The organism is Paramagnetospirillum magneticum AMB-1 (genome assembly GCF_000009985.1).
Classification (GTDB): Bacteria; Pseudomonadota; Alphaproteobacteria; order Rhodospirillales; family Magnetospirillaceae; genus Phaeospirillum; species Phaeospirillum magneticum.
Window position 1 is genome coordinate 236,230 of sequence record NC_007626.1, and the last position, 20,757, is coordinate 256,986.

Sequence of the window (20,757 nt, forward strand, 5' to 3'; positions counted from 1 at the left end):
GACGGGATCCCTCCTCCCGTTGGTCGTCGGGATGACGGATCGGATCGCCGTGCTTTATCCCGCTCATTGGCTCTGCCTCACCGCGACCACCAGCAGCATGATCACCAGGGTGGAGAACATCATCAGCAGGTAATGCCGCACCGTCAGGTGCTGGAAGCGGTTGACCCGGTCGGCGATGAAGTCCACCACTCGGCCGATTCCGGCGTAAAGCCCAACCCAGATGGGATCGACGACCCGCACCTTCAGCTCCGCCGGTCGGTTGTCGCCGGGATCGGGCATGTCCACGCTTTCCCGCGCCGCGAAGATGGAGGCGCAGAACACCCGGCGCAGCGGCTGGGAGAAGCTTTGGCCGGTGTACTGGCTTTGGGGGATGCTTTCCTTGTGACCGCAATCCCAGGCATCGGCGCGGCGAATTCTGGTGGTGCCGAAGCCGTGCACCAGCAGCAGGGTAATGGCGCACAGCCCCGCTCCGGTCATCACCAGCACGGTGCCCGAATACGAGCCGCGGGTGGAACTGACCGGCGAGAGCCACGGCCAGCCCAGATCGGCGGAGACGGCGAACTGCACTCCGGTCAGCGGCGTCACCACATGGGAGAGCGCATCGGTGACGGTCACCGGAATGGCGCCCAGCACCACGCACAGCGCGGCCAGCAACGCCACGGTCCAGCGCATGGAGGCGGGAACCTGATGGGCCTGGGCGGCGGCCTCCGAGCGGGGGCGTCCCAGAAAGGCGATGCCGTAGGCCCGCACGAAGCAGGCGGCGGCCAGGGCGGCGGCCAGGGCCAGCATGGCGCCCACCACCGGCACGCCGAACTTCATGGCCCAGTGGGGCAGGCTCGGGCCCTTGAACAGGGACTGGAAGATCAGCCATTCCGAGACGAAGCCGTTGAGCGGCGGCAGGGCCGAGATGGCGATGGCGCCCACCAGGGCGGCGACGCCGTTCCACGGCATGCGCTTGGTCAGGCCGCCCAACTTGCCCAGGTCGCGCTCGCCAGTGGCGGTGATCACCGCGCCGGCCGACAGGAACCACAGGGTCTTGAAGATGGAATGGTTGACGATGTGATACAGCCCGGCCACCAGGGCCAGGGCGGCCAGAGTCTTCTCGCCGCTGCCCTTGAAGGCGATGGCCAGCCCCAGGCCGATCACCACCACGCCGATATTCTCCACCGTGGAATAGGCCAGCAGCTTCTTCAGGTCGTCCTGCAGGATGGCGTAAAGCACGCCCATCACGGCGGTGATGCCGCCGATGGCCATCATCACCGCGCCCCAGGCCCAGCTCACCTCGCCGTGGAGGTCGAACAGGATGCGGATCAGGCCGTACAGCGCTACCTTGGTCATCACCCCGCTCATCAGGGCGGAGACATGGCTGGGGGCGGCGGGATGGGCCAGGGGCAGCCAGGCATGCAGCGGCACCAGACCCGCCTTGGACCCGGCGCCCAGCAAGGCCAGCAGCACCACCAGGAAGCCGGCCACCCCGTCCAGCTTGGCGGCGCGCATGGCGGGGAAGGAATAGGCCCCCTGGCCGCCGGCCATCAGGCCGAAACAGGTCAGCAGGCAGAAGGTGCCGAAGCAGGCCATCACCAGATAGACGAAGGCGGCCTGGCGGTTCTCGGCGTTCTTGTGATCGGCCAGCACCAGCAGCCACGAGGACAGCGACATGAATTCCCAGGCCACCAGGAACATAAAGGCGTCGTCGGCGATCAGCACGGCGTTCATGCCGAACAGGAACAGGGGATAGAACGGGGTCACCCGCCGGGGCTCGGGCAGATGCGAGCAATAGCCGATGCCGTAGGCCGAGGCGGCGGCGGTGGCCAGATTGACCACCACCATGAACAGGGCCGACAGATTGTCGAGGCGGAAATGGGCGGCCATCCAGGGGAGGCCGATGGGCAGCACGATGGCCGGGCCGGTGCCGGGCGTCTGGCCCAGATGCTTGATCCCCCCGGCCAGCAGCGCCAGGGATGCAATCATGCAGCAGAAATAGACCAATCGGTGCCGCCACATTTCCGCACCCGCCGCCACGCCGAGCACGGCGAGGGCCAGAAGAGCGGAAAGGGCGGCGGCGATCAGCATCGGCTGCGCGACCTCATGGATTTCTGCGGCCCCTCGCCGGGCGCGCGCCTCCGCGCGCTTGGCCGCCGCCTCAATGGCGGCTGGGCATGACGCAGGGAAGCTGCATCATGCTCGACTGCTCCGTCGCAGAACATGGCGATCGTCTCCCGTGAATCCCCTGTCGGCGGGGCCGGTTGTTCCGGCCCTCTTCAACTCGTCTTATGGCGAGGAGACGGGAATCATACCCACCCAGGGGGGCGGGCGCAAGGCCGCCCCAGGTCTAATTTCGCGCCAGGGCCCGCCAGGCGATGTCGCGTCGGCAGAAGCCGCCCGGCCAGTCGAGCGCGTCCACTGCCTTGTAGGCCCGCTCGCGCGCTTCGGCCACGGTCCTGCCCTTGGCGGTGACGCCCAGGACGCGGCCGCCGGTGGCGACCACCTGTCCGTCCTTCATGGCCGTGCCGGCGTGCAGCACGGTGACGCCGTCCACCTGGGCGGCCTTGTCCAACCCGCCGATGACGGTGTTCTTCTCGTAGGCGCCGGGATAGCCCTTGGCGGCCATCACCACCACCAGGGCGACGTCGTCGGACCATTTCAGCTCGATGCCCGACAGCTTGCCGTCCGCCCCCGCCGCCAGCACCGGCAGCAAGTCGGAGTCGAGGCGCGCCATCAGCACCTGACACTCGGGGTCGCCGAAGCGGACATTGTATTCCAGCAGCTTCGGCCCGGACTTGGTGACCATGATGCCGGCGAACAGCACGCCGGTATAGGGCTTGCCCATCTCGGCCATGGTCTTGACCAGGGGCAGGATGGACCGCTCCATGATCTCGGCCTGGATGGCGTCGGTGACGACGGGAGCGGGGGAATAGGCGCCCATGCCGCCGGTATTGGGGCCGGTGTCGCCGTCGCCCACCCGCTTGTGGTCCTGGGCGGCCACCAGGGGCAGCGCCGTCTTGCCGTCGCACAGGGCGAAGAACGAGCATTCCTCGCCGTCCAGGAACTCCTCGATCACCAGCTCGTTGCCGGCGTCGCCGAACACACGCTCGCCCATCATCATGTCGACGGCGCCCAGAGCCTCGTCCAGGGTCATGGCTACCACCACGCCCTTGCCGGCGGCCAGCCCATCGGTCTTGACCACGATGGGGGCGCCCTTGGCGCGGATGAAGTCCTTGGCCTTCTCCATGTCGGTGAAGCGGCCGTACCAGGCGGTGGGAATGCCGGCCTTGGCCGCCACATCCTTCATGAAGCCCTTCGAGCCCTCCAGCTCGGCCGCCGCGGCCGAGGGGCCGAACACCTTGATGCCGGCTTCGCGGCACTTGTCGGCCAGACCGAGCACCAGCGGCGCCTCGGGTCCCACCACCACCAGATCGACGGCGTTGGCCTGGGCGAAGGCCAGCAACTCGTCCACCTTCTCGGCTCCGATGGCGACGCATTCGGCCGAGTCGGCGATGCCGGCGTTGCCCGGCGCGCACCACAGCTTGGTCAGCAAGGGCGAGGACTTGAGTTTCCAGCACAGGGCGTGCTCGCGCCCGCCCGAACCGACCACCAGAACCTTCATGTCCGCCTCCCGGAGTGATGACTGGGGTCGTTTATCACTTCCGTCCGCGTTTGCAAATCACCGGCTCTTGCGCCACCATCCGCCCATGAGTGACGAAGCCCGCCCCGCCCCTTCCAACGTCCCGGAATACTCGGTCTCGGAACTGTCCGGTTCCCTGCGCAAAACCGTGGAGGACGCCTTTTCCTTCGTCCGCGTGCGGGGCGAGATCTCGGGCTTCAAGCGCCATTCCTCGGGTCACCTCTATTTCGCCCTGAAGGATGCCGACGCGGTGCTGGACGCCGTGTGCTGGCGGGGCAGTGCCGGGAAGCTGGCCATCGGCCCCGAGGACGGCATGGAAGTGGTGGCGACGGGCCGTCTGACCACCTATCCCGGGCGCTCGAAATACCAGATGGTGGTCGAGCGCATGGAACTGGCGGGCCAGGGCGCCCTGCTGAAGATGCTGGAGGACCGCAAGAAGCGCCTGATGGCCGAGGGGCTGTTCGACACGGCGAAGAAGCGGCCGATCCCCTTCCTGCCCGAGGTAATTGGCGTGGTGACCTCGCCCACCGGCGCGGTGATCCGCGACATCCTCCACCGTCTGGCCGAGCGCTTTCCTCGCCGGGTGCTGCTGTGGCCGGTGGCGGTGCAGGGCGATGGCGCGAGCGCCCAGGTGGCCGCCGCCATCCGGGGCTTCAACGCCCTGAAGCCGGGCGGAGCCGTGCCGCGCCCCGACGTGCTGATCGTCGCCAGGGGCGGCGGCTCGCTGGAAGACCTGATGGCCTTCAACGAGGAAATCGTGGTGCGGGCGGCAGCAGAATCGGAGATTCCGCTGATCTCGGCGGTGGGGCACGAGACCGATACCACGCTGATCGACTTCGCCTCCGACCTGCGCGCCCCCACCCCCACGGCGGCGGCCGAGAAGGCGGTGCCGGTCCGTGCCGAACTGATCGCCACCGTCGCCGACATGGGGGCTCGCCTGATCGGCGCCATGCAGCGCGGGCTGGAGGAGCGGCGCACTCGCCTGGGGCACACCTTCCGGGCGCTGCCCCATCCCCGCCGGGTGATGGAGGATTGCGCCAGGCGTCTGGACGAGCGGGCCGAGCGCCTGACCAATGCGCCGCGCCTGCTGCTGGAGCGCCGCCGGGCCGAGCTGGACCGTCTGGCCGCCCGCCTGCGCCACCCCCGTGAGCAACTGGCCGAGGCCGGGCACAAGCTGACGGCGCTGACCACCCGCCTCGATCACGCCATGAAGACGGTGAGTGCGGCCGAGCGTGCCGCCAATGAGCGCCGGACGCTTCAACTGGAGCAATGTGCGGGGCGTCTGATCCAGGCCATGCCCCGCCTGCTCGATGAGAAGGCCAAGCGGGTCGCCCATGCCGGGCAGCTTCTGGAAAGCTTCTCCTACCGTAAGGTCTTAGAGCGTGGTTTCGCCGTGGTCCGGGACGAGCACGGCACTCCGGTGACCTCTGTCGCCGCCGCCAAGCCGGGCGCCGCTTTGGCGGTGGAGTTCGCCGACGGCAAGGCGGGAGTCAGGGTCGAGGGAACCGCCGCTCCGCCCGCCCCCAAGCCCCATCGCAAGCCAGCCACGCCCGATGGGCGGCAGGGGTCGTTGCTGTAATTGTGGAATATGGGCTGCCGCCCATACCCGCTCGGGGCCGGGGGCCCCAAACCCCATTCATGAAATCAAAGGGGGGCCGGGGCATCGCCCCGGATGGGTTCGGGCGATAGCCCGATAACTATTCCATTCCCACCAGGGACTTGGCAAAGGCATCCGCCTCGAAGGGCCGCAAATCCTCGGCCTTTTCGCCGATTCCGATGGCGTGGACCGGCAGGCCGAATTTCTCGGCCAGGGCCACCAGCACGCCGCCCCGCGCCGTGCCGTCCAGCTTGGTCAGCACCAGGCCGGAGACGGCCACCATGTCCTTGAAGATCTCCACCTGGGAATGGGCGTTCTGGCCCACGGTGGCGTCGAGGACCAGCAGCACGTCATGGGGTGCGGTCTCGTCCACCTTCTTGATGGAGCGCACCAGCTTGGCCAGTTCGGCCATCAGGTCGGCCTTGTTCTGCAGCCGCCCGGCGGTATCGATGAACAGCAGGTCGTCGCCCCTGGCGCGGGACTGCTCGACGGCGTCATAAGCCAGACCGGCGGCGTCGGCGCCGGTTTCGCGGGCGATGACCGGGCAATGGGTGCGCTCGCCCCAGACCTTCAACTGCTCGACGGCGGCGGCGCGGAAGGTGTCGCCGGCGGCCAGGGTGACGTTGAGGCCGGCATCCTTGTAGGTCTTGGCCATCTTGCCGATGGTGGTGGTCTTGCCCGAGCCGTTGACGCCCACCACCAGCACCACATGGGGCTTGCGGGTGGAATCGATCTCCAGCGGCTTGGCCACGGGGGTGAGGATGCGGGTGATCTCCTCGGCCAGGGTGGCCTTGATTTCGTCGGAGGTGACGTCCTGACCGAAGCGGGTCTTGGCCAGATGCTTGGTCACCCGGGCGGCCATGGCGACGCCGAGATCGGCGGTGATCAGCAGGTCCTCCAGCTCCTCCAGCGCCTCGTCATCCAGCTTGCGCTTGGTGAACAGGTCGCCCAGGCCCTGGGTCAGCTTCGACGACGATTTGGCCAGCCCGGATTTCAGGCGGCCGAACCACGAGGCGGGCTCTTCGGCGGCAGGGGCGGCGGGTTCGGGAGCCGGGGCGGGGGCCGCGTCCTTCTTCTTGCCGAAACCGAAGATGCTCATGCCAATTCCCCCACCAGCTCATCCCCGTCAACCGAGGTGATGCGCACGTTCAATATCGTTCCCGGCTCGGCGGCGCAACCCGCTACCCGCACGGGCAGGTAATGGGCGGAATGACCCTTGCCGTCTTTTTCGATCAGCACGCTTTCCACGCCCCCGATCCGGGTGGCGAGGAAGGCGGCCATGGCGGCGGCGCCCTTGGCGCGCAGGCGGGCGGCGCGCTCCTTGACCACGTCGCCCTTGACCTTGGGCATGCGCGCCGCCGGCGTGCCGGGACGTGCCGAGAAGGGGAAGACGTGCAGATGGGTCAGACCGGCCTCGTCCACCAGATCGAGGGAGTGCTGGAACATCTCCTCGTCCTCGGTGGGGAAGCCGGCGATGATGTCGGCGCCCAGCACCGCGTCGGGGCGAAGGGCGCGGATGCGCGCCGCCAGGGTGATGACGTCGCCTCTCAGATGACGGCGCTTCATGCGCTTCAGGATGGTGTCGTCGCCGGCCTGGACCGACAGGTGGAAATGGGGCAGCAGTCGCGCTTCCGAGGCGATGGCGGCCAGCAGGTCCTCGTCCACCTCGACGGGGTCCAGCGACGATAGGCGCAGGCGGGGCAGTTCCGGCAATGCGGCCAGCAGGCGGCGCACCAGTTGGCCCAGGCCCGGCTTGCCCGGCAGGTCGGCGCCATAGGCGGTGACGTCCACGCCGGTCAGCACCACTTCATTGAAGCCGCCGGCCACCAGCTCTTTGATCTGCTCGACGATGCGGCCCATGGGTACCGAGCGGTTGGGGCCGCGCCCGAAGGGGATGATGCAGAAGGTGCAGCGATGGTCGCAGCCCTGCTGCACCTCGACGAAGGCGCGGGCGCGGCCTTCGAAGCCCGAGACCAGATGGGAGGCGACTTCGCGCACCTCCATGATGTCGCCCACCACGATGCGTTCGGCCGGGGGGGCGGCGAAGATGTCGGGCTGCATCTTCTCGGCATTGCCCAGGATCTGGTCGATCTCGGGCATGGCGTCGAAGGTCTCGGGATGGGCCTGGGCGGCGCAGCCGGTGACCACGATGCGGGCGTCGGGGCGTTCGCGCCGGATCTTGCGGATGGCCTGCCGCGCCTGCCTCTCGGCCTCGGCGGTGACGGCGCAGGTGTTGACGATCACCGTCTCCACGCCGCTTTCGGTGGCCTTGGCGTGCTCCTTCATCACCTCGGACTCATAGGCGTTGAGCCGGCAGCCGAAGGTCAGGATGGTCGGAGGGGTGTTGCTGGTCAATGTTTGTCCCTCAGACGCCGGGCGGGCGCGGGCGCCCTTGGCTCCTCCGCTACGCTCCGGGTCGCTCAACGCTCCCGCGCTCGGCTTCGCCTCGCTCATGGAAGCAGGGACGAATCCAGCGTCCCGGTAAAGGCCACCGCCACCGGGCCGGTCATCAGCACATGGCCGTCCTTCAGCCATTCGATGGTAAGGGTGCCGCCGTCCAGGATGATCTCGGCCTTGCGGGGGCTAAGGCCGCGCCGCGCCGCCGCCACCAATGTGGCGCAGGCGCCGGTGCCGCAGGCCATGGTGATGCCGGCGCCGCGCTCCCACACCCGCATGCGGATGCGACCCATCTCGGCGTCGGGAGGCGTCAGCACCTGGGCCACCTCGATATTGGCGCGCTCGGGGAACAGGGCGTGATGCTCCAGCCCCCGCCCCAACTGGGCAAGGTTCACGGCTTCGGCGTCGTCGACGAAGAACACTGCATGGGGATTGCCCATGCTGACGCCGACGGGATCGGCCAGCGGCCCGGCGGAAATGCCCAGATGCAGGGTGTCGACCGCCTCGGCCAGGGGAATCTCGCGCCAGTCCAGCCGTGCCGGCCCCATGTCCACCGCCACCTGATGGGGGCCACGCGATTCGGCATCCAGCAGGCCGGCCTTGGTCTGGAACACCACCTTGTCGGCGGCGATTTCCTTCATCAGCAGCCAGGCGACGCAGCGCGACGCATTGCCGCAGGCCGCCACTTCCGAGCCGTCGGCGTTGTAGATCAACATGGTGGCGTCGGCGCAAGGGTCGGTGGCCTGGGTCATCACCACCAGCTGGTCGCAGCCCACGCCGGTGCCGCGCGACGCGATGGCGCGCACCCGCTCCGGGGTCAGGTCAAGGGCGCGCGCACGGGCATCGAGGACGACAAAGTCGTTCCCCAGGCCATGCATCTTCAAAAAGGGCCAGGCTCGATCGCTCATGATGGCGTTATATGGGGCGGCGGGCATTTGAGTCCAGGTTTTCGACCACATGGCAGGTTGTCCGGGACGGCCTCGGCCCCTATCCTGGCTTCATGATCGAGTCCATGAACTTTTCCATCCTGATCGTCTCGGGGCTGGTGGCGCTCAGTATCTTCTCCAGCCTGCTGTCGTTCCGCATCGGCGCGCCGCTGCTGCTGGTGTTCCTGTGCGTCGGGCTGGTGGCGGGCGAGAACGGACTGGGGCGCATCAAGTTCGACGATGTCCGCGCCGCCTATATGATCGGCAGCATCGCCCTGGCCATCATCTTGTTCGATTCCGGCTTTCACACCAGCCTCAAGGCCTTCCGCGCCGCCTTGTGGCCGGCCATGGCCATGGCCACCGGCGGTGTGGTGGTCACCACCACGGTGGTGGCGGTGCCGGTCCATTATCTGATGGGGTTCGACTGGCTGGAATCGGCGCTGATGGGCGCCATTCTCAGCTCCACCGACGCGGCGGCGGTGTTCTTCCTGCTGAGGGTCGGCGGCATCCATGTGCGCGACCGGGTGCGCTCGACCCTGGAAGTGGAATCGGGCAGCAACGACCCCATGGCCATCTTCCTCACCCTGGCGCTGATCGGGCTGCTGGTGGCCAAGGGACCCATCTCGCCGGTGGCCATCGGCATGGATTTCATCACCAAGTTCGGCATCGGCGCGCCGGCCGGCATGTTCGGCGGCGGGCTGATCGTCCTGGCGGTCAACAAGATGGGCTTCGAGCGGGGCTTGCAGCCCCTGGCGGCGCTCAGTCTGGCCATGGTGCTGTTCGCCGCCACGGAAGAACTGCACGGCAGCGGCTTCCTCGCCGTCTACATCGCCGGGCTGGTGGCGGGCAATGCCCGCATCAACGCGCCCGAGACCATGCGCCGCTTTCAGGACGGGCTGACCTGGCTGGCCCAGATCGTCATGTTCCTGACGCTCGGCCTGTTGGCGACGCCGGCGGAGTTTCCCGCCTTCGCCTGGCAGTCCCTGGGGGTGGCGGGCGTGCTGATCTTCGTGGCACGGCCGCTGGCGGCGTGGATCTGCCTGCTGCCCTACGGCTTCAACCGCAACGAGACGGCCTTTGTCGCCTGGGTGGGCCTGCGCGGCTCGGTCTCGGTGCTGCTGTCCATCGTGCCCATGGTGGTGGGGCTGCCCCATGGCCGGGATTATTTCATCCTGGCCTTCCTGGTGGTGATGATCAGCCTGGGGCTGCAGGGCTGGACCATCGGCGCCGTGGCCCGCTTCCTCGGCCAGATCGTGCCCAAGCGCATCGGGCCGGTGGAGCGCATGGAACTGGAAATCCCCGGGGCGCGCCATGAGTTGGTGTCGTACGGCATCGTCGCCGATTCCCTGGTGGCGCGCGGCCATCGCCTGCCGCGCTGGGCCGAGCCCTCCCTGGTGGTCCGGGACAAGAAGTCCTATTCCACTCACGCCGCCAAGGGCTTGAAGCCCGGCGACACGGTGTTCCTGTTCGCCCGGCCCGAGCGGGTGCCCCATCTGGACCGCCTGTTCGCTTCGGCCGCTCCCGCCGCCGAGGCCGATTCGCGCTTCTTCGGCGATTTCGCCCTGGAGCCGGGTGCCCATATGAAGGATCTGGCCCTGCTTTACGGCCTGCCGGTGGCGGCCGCCGATCACGACATGTCCGTCGCCGACTGGCTGATCCGCGAACTGGGGCACGAGCCGGGCATCGGCGACCGCGCCGGCCTGGGCGAGGTGGAACTGATCGTACGGGCCATGGATTGGGACGACCGGATCTCCGAGATCGGTCTGGCGGTGGAGCCCACCCGCATCGACGCCCCCCGGCTGCCGGTGTTCCAGAGCCGCACCGAGTTGAAGGCAATGCTCAAACGCTGGATGAGGAAACGCGCATGACCCTGGTGAAGACTCACCGTCAGCTGATCGACGAGGCCAACGCCCTGATCACCACCATTCCCACCAATGAAGCCATCGCGCTTCATGGCGATCCCGGCGTGGTCTTCGTGGATATCCGCGACGTGCGCGAACTGGAGCGGGAAGGCATGATCCCCGGCGCCTTCCATGCGCCGCGCGGCATGCTGGAATTCTGGGTCGACCCCACCAGCCCCTATTACAAGGAGGTGTTCGGCCAGGCCAAGCGCTTCGTATTCTACTGCCAGTCGGCGTGGCGCTCGGCGCTGGCCACGAGGGCGGTCCAGGACATGGGCCTGGCCCCCGTCGCCCATGTGGAGGGCGGCTTCAAGGGCTGGAAGGACGCAGGCGGGCCGGTGGGGCCCAAGCCCGAGCACAAGAAGGGGGGGTGATCACCCCCCGCAGGTGCCGCAGCAGGTGTCGCTGTCATAGGTCAGCCGCGCCACCAGATGGCGCTGGCCGTCGCGGGCCGGGAAGAACTGGTTGAAGACCATGGTCAGGCCCTTGGGCAGCGGCACCTTCAGGCCGGTCATGCGGGCCGAGCGCGAGCTGTTGTACTGGTAGCCGTCGGACTCGTCGCACAGGCCGAAGGCGGCGGGCAGCAGTTCGGCGCAGAACGACAGCGGGACCTGACGGGCGTCGACGACGGTGCCGGTGGCCAGGGTCTCGATCACCGCGCTCTCGCCATCGACCCGAACCTGCACCACGTTGGCGTGGGCGGCGACGGCGTTCTCCAGCAGGGTCAGCATCTCGGTCTGGGCATCCAGGGCGGGGGCGATCACGTTCATGGCGGGGCTCCTTGGGCGGGTGGCGCAGCAAAGCAGCTTTGCCCCGTCGGCCACATTGAGCCCGGTCAAGCATCCCCCTTCCGGGACGGCGGCGGGCGTGGTTATATATTCCCATGGAGATTCGCCCATGACCGGTGAAACCAGTGTTCGCGTGCTGATCGAGGGCCGGGTCCAGGGGGTCTGGTTCCGCGGCTGGGTGGTCGAGCAGGCCACCGCCCGCAAGCTGTCGGGCTGGGTGCGCAATCTGGTGGACGGCCGGGTCGAGGCCCTGTTCCACGGCCCCTCCCATCTGGTCCGCGACATGGTCGAAGCCTGCCACCAGGGGCCGCCCGCCGCCTGGTCACCCGGGTGGAGACCGAGGGGTCTTCCGAATTGCCCTCGGCGGGCTTTCACCAGCGCCCGACCGCCTGATCATGAAATTCTCACGCCGCCAAATCCTAGCCGGAGCCGCCGCCATGACCGTCGCCAAAGCTGCCCAATCCGCTCCTCAAGGGGCGCGCCAGTTCCCCAAGGATTTCTTCTGGGGGGCCAGCACCGCCGCCTACCAGATCGAGGGCGCCTATGACACCGATGGGCGGGGCATGACCATCTGGGACAAGTTCACCGCCGACGGCAAGATCATGGACGGCAGCAGCGCCAAGGTGGCCTGCGACCATTATCACCGCTACCCCGAGGACATCGCCCTGATGAAGGCGGCGGGGTTCAACGCCTACCGCTTCTCACTGGCCTGGCCGCGCATCATTCCGGCGGGGACCGGGGCCATCAACGCCAAGGGCCTGGATTTCTACGACCGGCTGGTGGACAAGATCCTGGAAGCCGGCATCAAGCCCATGGCCTGTCTGTATCATTGGGATCTGCCGCAACCCCTGGAGGACAAGGGCGGCTGGCAGGGGCGCGATATCGTCGGCCCCTTCGCCGAATACGCCCGCATCGCCACCAAGCGCCTGGGGGACCGGGTCAAGGACTGGTACATGCTGAACGAGCCGAATGTGGTGGCCATCATCGGCTACGGCATCGGCGAGCATGCGCCCGGCTACAAGCTGGGCGAGGACGGCATCCTGAAGGCCCTGCACCATCAGAACCTGGCCCAGGGCACCGCGCTGCGCGCCATCCGGGCCGAGCATTCCGACGCGGTGCTGGGCACGGTGATCAACCTGCAGCCCTGCCGCTCCCAGGATGACGATCCCAAGAACCGCGCCGCCGCCATCCGCTGGGACGCGGTGTGGAACCGGGTGCCGCTGGACGGCGTCATGCGCGGCGCCATCCCCGATGTGCTGGCCGAGAAGATGGCCCATATCGTCAAGCCGGGAGACATGGAGACCATCAAGTTCCCCATCGACATGCTGGGCATCAACTACTATTCGCGCATGACCATGAAGCACGAGGAAGGCCATCCCTTCGACGTGTTCTGGGGCGACGCCCATTGCGACCGCTGGACCGCCATGGCCTGGCCGGTGCAGCCCGACGGGCTTTACGACCTGCTGCGCGAGTTCAAGGAGCTTTACGGCAATCCGGCGGTGTTCATCGCCGAGAACGGCGCCGCCTATGACGACGTGGTCACCCCCGACGGCCAGGTCCACGACGCCGAGCGCGTCGCCTTTATCAGGGATCACGTCTCCGAGGTGGCCCGCGCCGTCAAGGACGGCTGCAACGTCAAGGGCTACCTGGTGTGGTCGCTTCTGGACAATTTCGAGTGGGCCTATGGCCTGTCCAAGCGCTTCGGCATCGTGCGGGTGGATTACGAGACCTTAAAGCGTACGCCCAAGGACAGCTACAAGTGGTTCGCCGAGGTCATCAGGACCGGCCGGGTGGGCTGAGGAAAAGCAACGGGGCGGAGGGAAAAACCTCCGCCCCGGTTCATATCGGGTGTCGCCGAGGTCAGGCGACGATCTTCTTGTCCCGCAGGAAGGCGGCAATCTTGCCATCCTCGTGGCGGATATGGTCCTTCAGCCAGCCGGCGACGAACTGGAACAGCTGGCCGTTGGCGCCGTCCTTGCCGGTCTCCACGGCGCGCTTCAGGCCCTCGAACTTGTCCATGAACTCGCGGTGACGGCGGCGATGCTCGTCGATGCCGGGATAGGCATGGCGGGTCATCAGCTCTTCCTCCTCCTTGAAGTGGGGGACGAAGGCCGCGGGAACCAGTCCCAGGATACCCTGGATGGCGGCATCGCCGTTGCCGCTCATCATCTCGCCGTAGAAACGGTTGACCTGATCGAACATTTCGCGGTGATGCCGGTCGATGGAGGACTCGCCGGTGTTCAGGGCGTTCTCCCACTCCAGGATTCTCATGTCGGCCTTGTCGGCGCGCACCTGATGCAGGAAGCGGCCGACCTCGCCGCGCAGGAATTCCGCCTGCTTGGACAGGTCGGTGGCGGATTCGCTGATCTGCTCGGCGGCGTGGCCGGTTTCGCGGGCGGCCTGCTCCACCGAATTGATGTTGCTGGAGACTTCCGCCGTGCCGGCGGCGGCCTGTTCCACATTGCGGGCGATTTCGCCGGTGGCGGCGGTCTGTTCCTGCACCGCCGAGGCGACCGAAGCGCTGATCTCGCCCATTTCCGAGATGACCTTGGAGATGGTGTCGATGGCCTTGACGGCATTGCCGGTGCCTTCCTGCACCGCCTTGATCTGGCTGGCGATCTCGTCGGTGGCCTTGGCGGTCTGGTTGGCGAGGTTCTTGACCTCGTTGGCGACCACGGCAAAGCCCTTGCCGGCGTCGCCGGCCCTGGCTGCCTCGATGGTGGCGTTCAGCGCCAGAAGATTGGTCTGGGCGGCGATGTCGTTGATCAGCACGACCACTTCGCCGATGCGGCCCACATTGTCCGACAGGGCGCGGACCTGATTGGTGGTGTTCTCGGCTTCCTGCTCGGCGCGGTTGGCCACCGCCTGCGAGCGTTCCACCTGCTTGGCGATCTCGGAGATGGACGCGGCCAGTTCCTCGGTGGCGGCGGCCACGGTCTCCACATTGGCCGAGGCCTGGGTCGCCGCCGAGGCGACGGTGGTGGCCTGGGCGCTGGTCTCGTGGGCGGTGCCGGCCATCTGGCTGGAGGCGCCTTGCAGTTCGGTGGCGGCCGAGGTGACGGTCTGCACCACCTTGCCGACGCTTTCCTCGAAGGTGTCGGCCATATGGTGCAGCGCCGCCTTGCGGTCGGCCTCGGCCTTGACCTTCTGGGCCTCCTGCTCGGCCTGCATCTTGTCCATCTTCAGGGTGTTTTCCTTGAAGATCTCCATGGCCTGGGCCATGGCGCCGATCTCGTCGGTGCGTTCCCGCGCCGGGATATCCACGGTCTTGTTGCCCTTGGACAATTCGGTCATGGCCCCGGTCATGGCCGACAGCGGCGTGACGATGGACCGCGCGATCAGCCAGGACAGCAGCACGGCAAGGCCCAGGGCGATGATGGCGCCGGTCCAGGTGGCGGTATTGCTGCGCGCCATGCCGGCCTCGGTATCGGCCTTCTGCTGGTCCATGGCCTGATCCTGGGAGTGGACGGTCTGATCGGCCAGATCGGCGAATTGGACGGCCAAAGCGGCCATGTCCTTGAACACCAGCTTGTCCAGGGCATTGGTGGCGGCGGCCACCTGGGTGAAGGCGTCGCGATAGGCCTTGGCATTGGTCTCGGCCTCGGCGGCCAGCCTCTTGCGCTCGGGATTGCGCAGCCGCTTGGTCAGGGTTTCCGCCTCCTTGACGAATTCCTCGATCTCGGTCTGGGCGTCCTTGACCAGGGCGTCGCTGGGATCGGCCAGGAACTTGATGGCATTGAGCCGGCCCAGCAGCAGCGCTTCCTGCGCCACGCCGGCCAGGGCGGCGGCCTCGTAATCGCCATCGTCCATGGCGGTCTTCATGATCTGGCTCAGGTCCTTGCGGGCCGCGACGCCGACCACGTTCATGCGCTTTTCGACCAGTTCCAGCTTGGCCTTGCGCAGGTCGGCCACCTTGTCGAAGCCGGCCATGTATCCGGTAAAGAGCTCGCCCATCTTGGTCAGATTGGCCTTGCGGGTCGGATCGACGGTCGCATTGGCGGCCTCGGGCAACGTCTTGGCCATGCCCGGCTGAATCTTGCGAATCTGCTCGAGAGCCTTGGGATCGGCGTTGTCGGCAAAGATGATGACGTTGCGGCGGATATTGGCGAAATCGCCCTTGAGGCTCAGCACTCTTTGGGCGTTGTCGGATACGCCGGCATATCTGTCGATCTGAGCCTTGGAGGAGCCCAAGGTGGTGATGGACTGCCCGGCGAGCACCAGCAACAGCAGGACGATCAGGCCGAAGCCAGCATAAATTCGTCCGGAGACGTTGAGATTGAACATTGTCGGACCCCCAAAACAGCGTGTCTGCCGAAGCGCATATACCGGCCGGCGAAATATAGCTCTTCAGTATGATGGTCTTAGGGCGGAAGTGTAATCCGTATAGATGCGTATGCTCGGTGTATCATAAGTTGAGAATAAGACATATGCCCCGGTCGCAAATCTTTCAAGCCGGAAGGCCTAATCTCTATCCTGGGTGTGGCTATTGGCCGGCCATTAGTGCCGTATGATTGCATCCAAAGCTGGTGGTCCCATCATTTCGGGGGGTAGGCCGCCGGCTTTGCCGCACCGTGGCGGCGGGGGATGGCGGGGCGGCGCCAGTAGCCGCCCCGCCCCCCGGGGCTATTCGGCCGCAGGCTTTGCTTGCTGCGCCTGGGCGGGTTCGGTGTGGTAGATCTCGGCGCCGTCATTGACGAACTTCTCGCTCATCTCGGCCATGCCCTGCTCGGCGGCCGCGAAGTCGCGGACCTCCTGGCTGATCTTCATGGAGCAGAATTTCGGCCCGCACATGGAGCAGAAATGGGCCAGCTTGGCGCCCTCGGCCGGCAGGTGCTGGTCGTGGAAGGCCAGGGCCTTCTCCGGGTCCAGCGACAGGTTGAACTGGTCCTTCCAGCGGAACTCGAAGCGGGCGCGGGACAGGGCGTTGTCGCGGACCTGGGCGCCGGGATGGCCCTTGGCCAGATCGGCGGCATGGGCGGCCAGCTTGTAGGTGACCACGCCTTCGCGCACGTCCTGCTTGTCGGGCAGGCCCAGATGCTCCTTGGGGGTCACGTAGCAGAGCATGGCGGTGCCGAACCAGCCGATCATGGCGGCGCCGATGGCGCTGGTGATGTGATCGTAGCCCGGCGCGATGTCGGTGACCAGCGGCCCGAGGGTGTAGAACGGCGCCTCGCCGCACAGCTCGATCTGCTTTTCCACGTTCTTCTTGATCTTGTGCATGGGCACATGGCCGGGACCTTCGATGATCACTTGGCAGTCATGGGCCCAGGCCTTGTGGGTCAGCTCGCCCAGGGTCTCCAGCTCGCCGAACTGGGCGGCGTCGTTGGCGTCGGCGATGGAGCCGGGACGCAGGCCATCGCCCAGCGAGAAGCCCACGTCATAGGCCTTCAGCAGTTCGCAGATCTCTTCGAAGTGGGTGTAGAGGAAGTTCTCCTTGTGGTGCGCCAGGCACCACTTGGCCATGATCGAGCCGCCGCGCGACACGATGCCGGTGGTGCGCTTGGCGGTCAGCGGGATGTAGCGCAGCAGAACGCCGGCATGGATGGTGAAATAGTCCACGCCCTGCTCGGCCTGCTCGATCAGGGTGTCGCGGAAGATTTCCCAGGTCAGGTCCTCGGCCTTGCCGTCCACCTTCTCCAGCGCCTGGTAGATCGGCACGGTGCCGATGGGAACGGGGCTGTTGCGGATGATCCATTCGCGGGTGGCGTGGATGTGGCGTCCGGTGGACAGGTCCATGACGGTGTCGGCGCCCCAGCGGGTCGCCCACACCATCTTCTCCACTTCCTCGTCCACCGAGGAGGCCACGGCGGAATTGCCGATATTGGCGTTGATCTTGGTGAGGAAGTTGCGCCCGATGATCATGGGCTCGGCTTCCGGGTGATTGACGTTGGCCGGCAGCACGGCGCGGCCGCGCGCGATCTCGGCGCGGACGAATTCCGGAGTCACCTCGTCGGGGATGTCGGCGCCGAAATCCTCGCCATCACGCACCACGGCGGCCTTCATCTCGGCCCGCTTCATGTTCTCGCGGATGGCCACGTATTCCATCTCCGGCGTGATGATGCCGGCGCGGGCATAGGCCAACTGAGTCGGCGCCTTGCCCGGCTTGGCGCGCAGCGGACGCAGGCCGGCGCCGGCGCGGTCGAACACCGGCACGCCGATGGTCTCGCCCGGCTTCAGGCCGTCATCCTCGGGCTTGTGGGCCCGGCCCTCGTAATGCTCGACATCGCCGCGTTCCAGAATCCACTGCTCGCGCAGGCGCGGCACGCCCTTGGTGATGTCGACCTGCATGGAGGGGTCGGTATAGGGGCCGGAGCAGTCATAGACCCGCACCGGCGCCTCGCCCGAGCCGGGCGTAAGGTCGATCTCGCGCATGGCCACCCGCACATCGGGGCGCGAGCCCTCGACATAAATCTTGCGCGATCCCGGCAGGGGGCCGGTGGTGATCTTCAGGGTGGTCTCGGACATGGGCGTGCTTCCTCGCTTGGGCGGCGGGCAGGGTCCGGACGAGTGGAGGCGGAAGCACCGATGGGTTCCGATCCCTTCGCCGGAATGACCCGGATCAGGTTCCAAGGGTCGCCGGCGCCTGTGACCGGCCTCTCAGCCCCTTGAACGGGGCTCCCCTTCGGAAAGATGGCAAAGAGTGGTCTTTTCCGGGCGCGAAAGTCAAGCTTTGCAAGACCTTACTTTGCGGCGGGGTTCCCCTTGCTTCGGGACCAGCATGACATGCCCTTGGCCTGGGCCGAGCCGCAGAAGGCCTCCACCGCCTCGGCCGGGCCGACCGCCACCAGCCGGTACCAGCGGCCCTGTCCTTCGACCCGGTTGGCGACGATCTCGGGCGATAGCCCCTTGAGGCGCAGCCGTTTCCAATCCTGCTCGGCGGCGGCCTTGGTGCGGTACGAGCCGATCTGCATGCGGACCACGGCCGGTTCCGCGGCGGGCGGCGGCGGCGGGAGAGGGGCGGCAGCCATCGCTTCGGCCGGCGCCGGGGCGGCGGCAACGGCAGCGGCGGCGGGCCGGGCCTCGGCGGCCAGACGCTCAAGCTCCGCCTTGGCGGGGAGGTAGCCGGCCTCTGCCGCCTTGCCCAGCCGCCTCATCCCTTCGGCCTGATCCCCCGGCAGGCCGGGGCCACCCCGCAGGTAGAGCATGCCCAGATTGTACTCGGCGCTGACCACTCCGGCATCGGCGGCCACCTGATACCAGGCGGCGGCCATGTGGCCGTCGGCCTCCACGCCCAGACCCTGGCGATAAAGATGGCCCAGGTTGCGGGCCGCCTCGCCGTCGCCCAGTTCGGCGGCGCGCTGCCATTGGCGGGCGGCTTCGGCGTGCATGTCCTCGTGGAACGCCGCCAGACCGCCGTAGAAATAGTGGTCGCGGATGGTCTGCATGGGCGGCGGCGCGTCGGCGCATCCGCCCAGCGGGGCCAGGGCGAGAAATGACGCCAGGACGAGAATAAGCCGAGCTTGTGTGCAAGGATTCACAGAGGGCCATCCGTTGAAGAGTGTAGTCTGAGATGGAAGGCCGTCTGCGGCCTTCGAATCGTTTTCAGGGTGCTGCAATGCCTTTAGACCTTACCGACTGGGCGACGTTGTTGGAAGTTCTGGACGGGATCAAGGCTCCGTTTCCTCCGCTGACCGTGCTGGCGCAAAAGCACCCGAACGCAAGCGAGGGGGCGCGGGTCATTCCCTTCATGCTCCCCGTCGTCCCTCAGCCGGCCGCCGATTCCGCCAGGCCCCGGTCCCAATAGGGTTCCGGGCCGAAGCTCGTCGCCAGATGGTCCACGAAGGCCCGGACCTTGGGCGACAGGTGGCGGCCGTGGGGATAGACCGCGTTGAGCGATGAATCCAGCGGCACATAGGCCTCCAGCAACGGCACCAGACGGCCGGCGCGGATGTCGTCGCCCAGGAAGAAGCTGGGCAGCAGCACCACCCCCAGGCCCGCCAGCGCCATGTCCCGCAGCACGTCGCCGTTATCGGCGTGGAACCGTCCCCTGACCTCCACCTGGACGGGCTTGCCGTCGTCGCCGGTGAAGCGCCATTCCGATTGGACCCGGCCGCCATGGGTCAGGCAATCGTGGGCGGACAGCTCTTCGGGACGGCGGGGCGTACCCCGGCGCTCCAGATAGGCGGGCGAGGCCGCCGCCATCCGCCGTACCGGCGCGAGGCGACGGACGATCAACGACGAATCCGCCAGCCGCCCGATGCGCACCGCCAGATCCCAGCCCTCTTCCACCAGATCCACGTGCCGGTCGGTGAAGCCCATCTCCAGTTCGATCTCGGGATAGCGTTCGAGAAAGCCCGGCAGGCAGGCCGACAGATGGCCGATGCCGAAGGACAGCGGTGCGCTGACCCGAAGGCGGCCGCGCGGCACCGCCTGCAGGTGGCTGACCAGCAGGTTGGCTTCGTCCAGATCGGCCAGAATGCGCTGGCAACGCTCGAGATAGGCCCGCCCGGCCTCGGTGGGCGACAGGGACCGGGTGGTCCGGTGCAGCAGCCGCACCCCCAGATCGGCCTCCAGTGCAGAGACCTGGCGGCTGATCATGGACTTGGACAGGCCGAGGCGGCGGGCCGCTTCGGAAAAGCTGCCGGTCTCGGCCACCCGCACAAAAGCGATGATGGTGTCGAAGCGGGGCGTCATCGGTGTCTCCCAGGCAACAATCTGTTTAGATCATCATGAATTGTTGTGGCTCCGTGGCAAGGGTAATCTGGTCTCCATTGGAGGAGAGATCCCCCATCGGAGAAGAGATCATGGACGTCACCACCTTGTTCCTGTCCCACGGGTCACCCATGATGGTGCTGGAGGACACGCCCACCCGCCGGTTCCTGAAGGAACTGGGCCGGCGCTTGCCCCGCCCGCCGGCGGTGATCGCCGTTTCGGCCCACTGGCAGACCGCCGAGCCGGTGCTGGGCTTCGCCGCCTGGCCGGACAAGATCAACGACATCTACGGCTTCCCGCCCGAATTGTACCAGCTGGCCTATGCCCCGCCCGGGGCGCCCGAGGTGGCGGCGCGGGCCGCCGACCGGCTGGGCGCCGCCTGCCGCCGCGATCCCGGCGCCGGCATCGACCATTCCATCTGGTCGGTGATGAGCCTGATGTGGCCCGAGGCCGACGTGCCGGTGGTGCCCATGTCGGTGCAGCCCGAAGCCGGGGCGTCGCACCATTATTTCCTGGGTCGGCGGCTGGCGCCCCTGGTGGCCGAGGGTGTGCTGGTGATCGGCTCGGGCGCCGCCACCCATAATCTCGAGGACTACTTCCGCCGCAAGACCACCGAGGCGGTCGAACCCGCCGTCGTCGAGTTCACCGACTGGCTGGCCGCGACGGCCGAGCGGGGCGATGTGGCGGCCTTGCTGGATTACCGCGTCCGCGCCCCCCACGCATTGCGCAACCATCCCACCGAGGAGCATCTGCTGCCGTTGTTCGTCGCCCTCGGCGCCTCGGCTCACGGCGAGGCGGTGCGCCTGCACCACGACGTGGATTCCGGCGTCCTGGCCATGGATGCCTACGGGTTCCGGTGACGCCCCGATCC

General features: G+C 67.4%; 15 protein-coding genes, 1 pseudogene and 1 riboswitch. Of the genes and pseudogenes, 6 read left to right on the forward strand and 10 right to left on the reverse strand.

Going from position 1 to position 20,757, the window contains the following annotated elements; all coding sequences use genetic code 11:
• Positions 1–63: 63 nt before the first annotated feature.
• Together hyfB and purD are read right to left on the reverse strand one after the other, a co-directional pair.
• Positions 64–2,073 carry a hydrogenase 4 subunit B gene (gene hyfB, locus AMB_RS01070; protein WP_011382658.1) on the reverse strand — a complete coding sequence of 670 codons (2,010 nt, stop codon included), beginning with the start codon at positions 2,071–2,073 and terminating at the stop codon, positions 64–66.
• A 259-nt stretch (positions 2,074–2,332) separates the two neighbouring features.
• Positions 2,333–3,607: a phosphoribosylamine--glycine ligase gene (purD, locus tag AMB_RS01075; RefSeq protein ID WP_043743074.1), complete on the reverse strand. Its 1,275-nt coding sequence runs from the start codon at positions 3,605–3,607 to the stop codon at positions 2,333–2,335.
• Between the two features lie 85 nt (positions 3,608–3,692).
• Between purD and xseA the strand changes: the two genes are divergently transcribed.
• Positions 3,693–5,204 (forward strand): exodeoxyribonuclease VII large subunit, encoded by a 1,512-nt coding sequence (gene xseA / locus AMB_RS01080; protein WP_043743076.1) that lies wholly within the window; start codon positions 3,693–3,695, stop codon positions 5,202–5,204.
• 118 nt (positions 5,205–5,322) lie between these two features.
• Here xseA and ftsY read toward each other — a convergent pair whose 3' ends face one another.
• From ftsY to dapF, 3 genes are read right to left on the reverse strand one after another with little or no spacing between them, the layout of a single operon-like run.
• Positions 5,323–6,321 carry a signal recognition particle-docking protein FtsY gene (gene ftsY, locus AMB_RS01085; protein ID WP_011382660.1) on the reverse strand — a complete coding sequence of 333 codons (999 nt, stop codon included), beginning with the start codon at positions 6,319–6,321 and terminating at the stop codon, positions 5,323–5,325.
• Positions 6,318–7,676 carry a tRNA (N(6)-L-threonylcarbamoyladenosine(37)-C(2))-methylthiotransferase MtaB gene (gene mtaB / locus AMB_RS01090; protein ID WP_011382661.1) on the reverse strand — a complete coding sequence of 453 codons (1,359 nt, stop codon included), beginning with the start codon at positions 7,674–7,676 and terminating at the stop codon, positions 6,318–6,320. Before mtaB ends, ftsY begins: the two co-directional genes overlap by 4 nt.
• Positions 7,673–8,527: a diaminopimelate epimerase gene (dapF, locus tag AMB_RS01095; protein WP_043745759.1), complete on the reverse strand. Its 855-nt coding sequence runs from the start codon at positions 8,525–8,527 to the stop codon at positions 7,673–7,675. The genes mtaB and dapF overlap by 4 nt, the downstream gene beginning before the upstream one ends.
• A gap of 104 nt (positions 8,528–8,631) precedes the next feature.
• Between dapF and AMB_RS01100 the strand changes: the two genes are divergently transcribed.
• Together AMB_RS01100 and AMB_RS01105 are read left to right on the forward strand one after the other, a co-directional pair.
• Positions 8,632–10,413 (forward strand): potassium/proton antiporter, encoded by a 1,782-nt coding sequence (locus AMB_RS01100; protein WP_231848940.1) that lies wholly within the window; start codon positions 8,632–8,634, stop codon positions 10,411–10,413.
• Positions 10,410–10,820 carry a rhodanese-like domain-containing protein gene (locus AMB_RS01105; RefSeq protein ID WP_011382664.1) on the forward strand — a complete coding sequence of 137 codons (411 nt, stop codon included), beginning with the start codon at positions 10,410–10,412 and terminating at the stop codon, positions 10,818–10,820. The genes AMB_RS01100 and AMB_RS01105 overlap by 4 nt, the downstream gene beginning before the upstream one ends.
• On the opposite strand, the gene AMB_RS01110 is transcribed toward AMB_RS01105, so the two are convergent.
• Positions 10,821–11,216 (reverse strand): hypothetical protein, encoded by a 396-nt coding sequence (locus AMB_RS01110; RefSeq protein ID WP_043743081.1) that lies wholly within the window; start codon positions 11,214–11,216, stop codon positions 10,821–10,823.
• 127 nt (positions 11,217–11,343) lie between these two features.
• On the opposite strand from AMB_RS01110, the pseudogene AMB_RS26935 reads away from it, so the two are divergent.
• Positions 11,344–11,627: pseudogene (locus tag AMB_RS26935) on the forward strand (acylphosphatase).
• Between the two features lie 44 nt (positions 11,628–11,671).
• Positions 11,672–13,033: a GH1 family beta-glucosidase gene (locus AMB_RS01115; protein ID WP_011382666.1), complete on the forward strand. Its 1,362-nt coding sequence runs from the start codon at positions 11,672–11,674 to the stop codon at positions 13,031–13,033.
• A 61-nt stretch (positions 13,034–13,094) separates the two neighbouring features.
• Here AMB_RS01115 and AMB_RS01120 read toward each other — a convergent pair whose 3' ends face one another.
• The 4 genes from AMB_RS01120 to AMB_RS01140 form a co-directional block, all read right to left on the reverse strand.
• Positions 13,095–15,518 carry a bacteriohemerythrin gene (locus tag AMB_RS01120; RefSeq protein WP_011382667.1) on the reverse strand — a complete coding sequence of 808 codons (2,424 nt, stop codon included), beginning with the start codon at positions 15,516–15,518 and terminating at the stop codon, positions 13,095–13,097.
• Between the two features lie 339 nt (positions 15,519–15,857).
• Positions 15,858–17,699: a phosphomethylpyrimidine synthase ThiC gene (gene thiC, locus AMB_RS01125; protein WP_043743084.1), complete on the reverse strand. Its 1,842-nt coding sequence runs from the start codon at positions 17,697–17,699 to the stop codon at positions 15,858–15,860.
• A gap of 54 nt (positions 17,700–17,753) precedes the next feature.
• Positions 17,754–17,866: riboswitch (TPP riboswitch) on the reverse strand.
• Between the two features lie 48 nt (positions 17,867–17,914).
• Complete coding sequence (locus AMB_RS01130) at positions 17,915–18,712, reverse strand: SPOR domain-containing protein (RefSeq protein WP_011382669.1); 798 nt, start codon at positions 18,710–18,712, stop codon at positions 17,915–17,917.
• Between the two features lie 226 nt (positions 18,713–18,938).
• Positions 18,939–19,868, reverse strand: coding sequence for a LysR family transcriptional regulator (locus tag AMB_RS01140; protein ID WP_011382671.1), 930 nt, complete (start codon positions 19,866–19,868; stop codon positions 18,939–18,941).
• Between the two features lie 110 nt (positions 19,869–19,978).
• Between AMB_RS01140 and AMB_RS01145 the strand changes: the two genes are divergently transcribed.
• A complete protein-coding gene (locus tag AMB_RS01145) occupies positions 19,979–20,746 on the forward strand; it encodes a DODA-type extradiol aromatic ring-opening family dioxygenase (RefSeq protein ID WP_011382672.1) in 768 nt (255 codons plus the stop codon).
• The last annotated feature ends 11 nt before the right edge of the window (positions 20,747–20,757 follow it).

What these genes read in the sequence shown, in the direction of transcription:
- hyfB (WP_011382658.1), bottom strand. Translation starts at nt 2,073, where the DNA reads ATGCTGATCGCCGCCGCCCTTTCCGCTCTTCTGGCCCTCGCCGTGCTC.
- purD (WP_043743074.1), bottom strand. Translation starts at nt 3,607, where the DNA reads ATGAAGGTTCTGGTGGTCGGTTCGGGCGGGCGCGAGCACGCCCTGTGC.
- xseA (WP_043743076.1), top strand. Translation starts at nt 3,693, where the DNA reads ATGAGTGACGAAGCCCGCCCCGCCCCTTCCAACGTCCCGGAATACTCG.
- ftsY (WP_011382660.1), bottom strand. Translation starts at nt 6,321, where the DNA reads ATGAGCATCTTCGGTTTCGGCAAGAAGAAGGACGCGGCCCCCGCCCCG.
- mtaB (WP_011382661.1), bottom strand. Translation starts at nt 7,676, where the DNA reads ATGAGCGAGGCGAAGCCGAGCGCGGGAGCGTTGAGCGACCCGGAGCGT.
- dapF (WP_043745759.1), bottom strand. Translation starts at nt 8,527, where the DNA reads ATGAGCGATCGAGCCTGGCCCTTTTTGAAGATGCATGGCCTGGGGAAC.
- AMB_RS01100 (WP_231848940.1), top strand. Translation starts at nt 8,632, where the DNA reads ATGAACTTTTCCATCCTGATCGTCTCGGGGCTGGTGGCGCTCAGTATC.
- AMB_RS01105 (WP_011382664.1), top strand. Translation starts at nt 10,410, where the DNA reads ATGACCCTGGTGAAGACTCACCGTCAGCTGATCGACGAGGCCAACGCC.
- AMB_RS01110 (WP_043743081.1), bottom strand. Translation starts at nt 11,216, where the DNA reads ATGAACGTGATCGCCCCCGCCCTGGATGCCCAGACCGAGATGCTGACC.
- AMB_RS01115 (WP_011382666.1), top strand. Translation starts at nt 11,672, where the DNA reads ATGACCGTCGCCAAAGCTGCCCAATCCGCTCCTCAAGGGGCGCGCCAG.
- AMB_RS01120 (WP_011382667.1), bottom strand. Translation starts at nt 15,518, where the DNA reads ATGTTCAATCTCAACGTCTCCGGACGAATTTATGCTGGCTTCGGCCTG.
- thiC (WP_043743084.1), bottom strand. Translation starts at nt 17,699, where the DNA reads ATGTCCGAGACCACCCTGAAGATCACCACCGGCCCCCTGCCGGGATCG.
- AMB_RS01140 (WP_011382671.1), bottom strand. Translation starts at nt 19,868, where the DNA reads ATGACGCCCCGCTTCGACACCATCATCGCTTTTGTGCGGGTGGCCGAG.
- AMB_RS01145 (WP_011382672.1), top strand. Translation starts at nt 19,979, where the DNA reads ATGGACGTCACCACCTTGTTCCTGTCCCACGGGTCACCCATGATGGTG.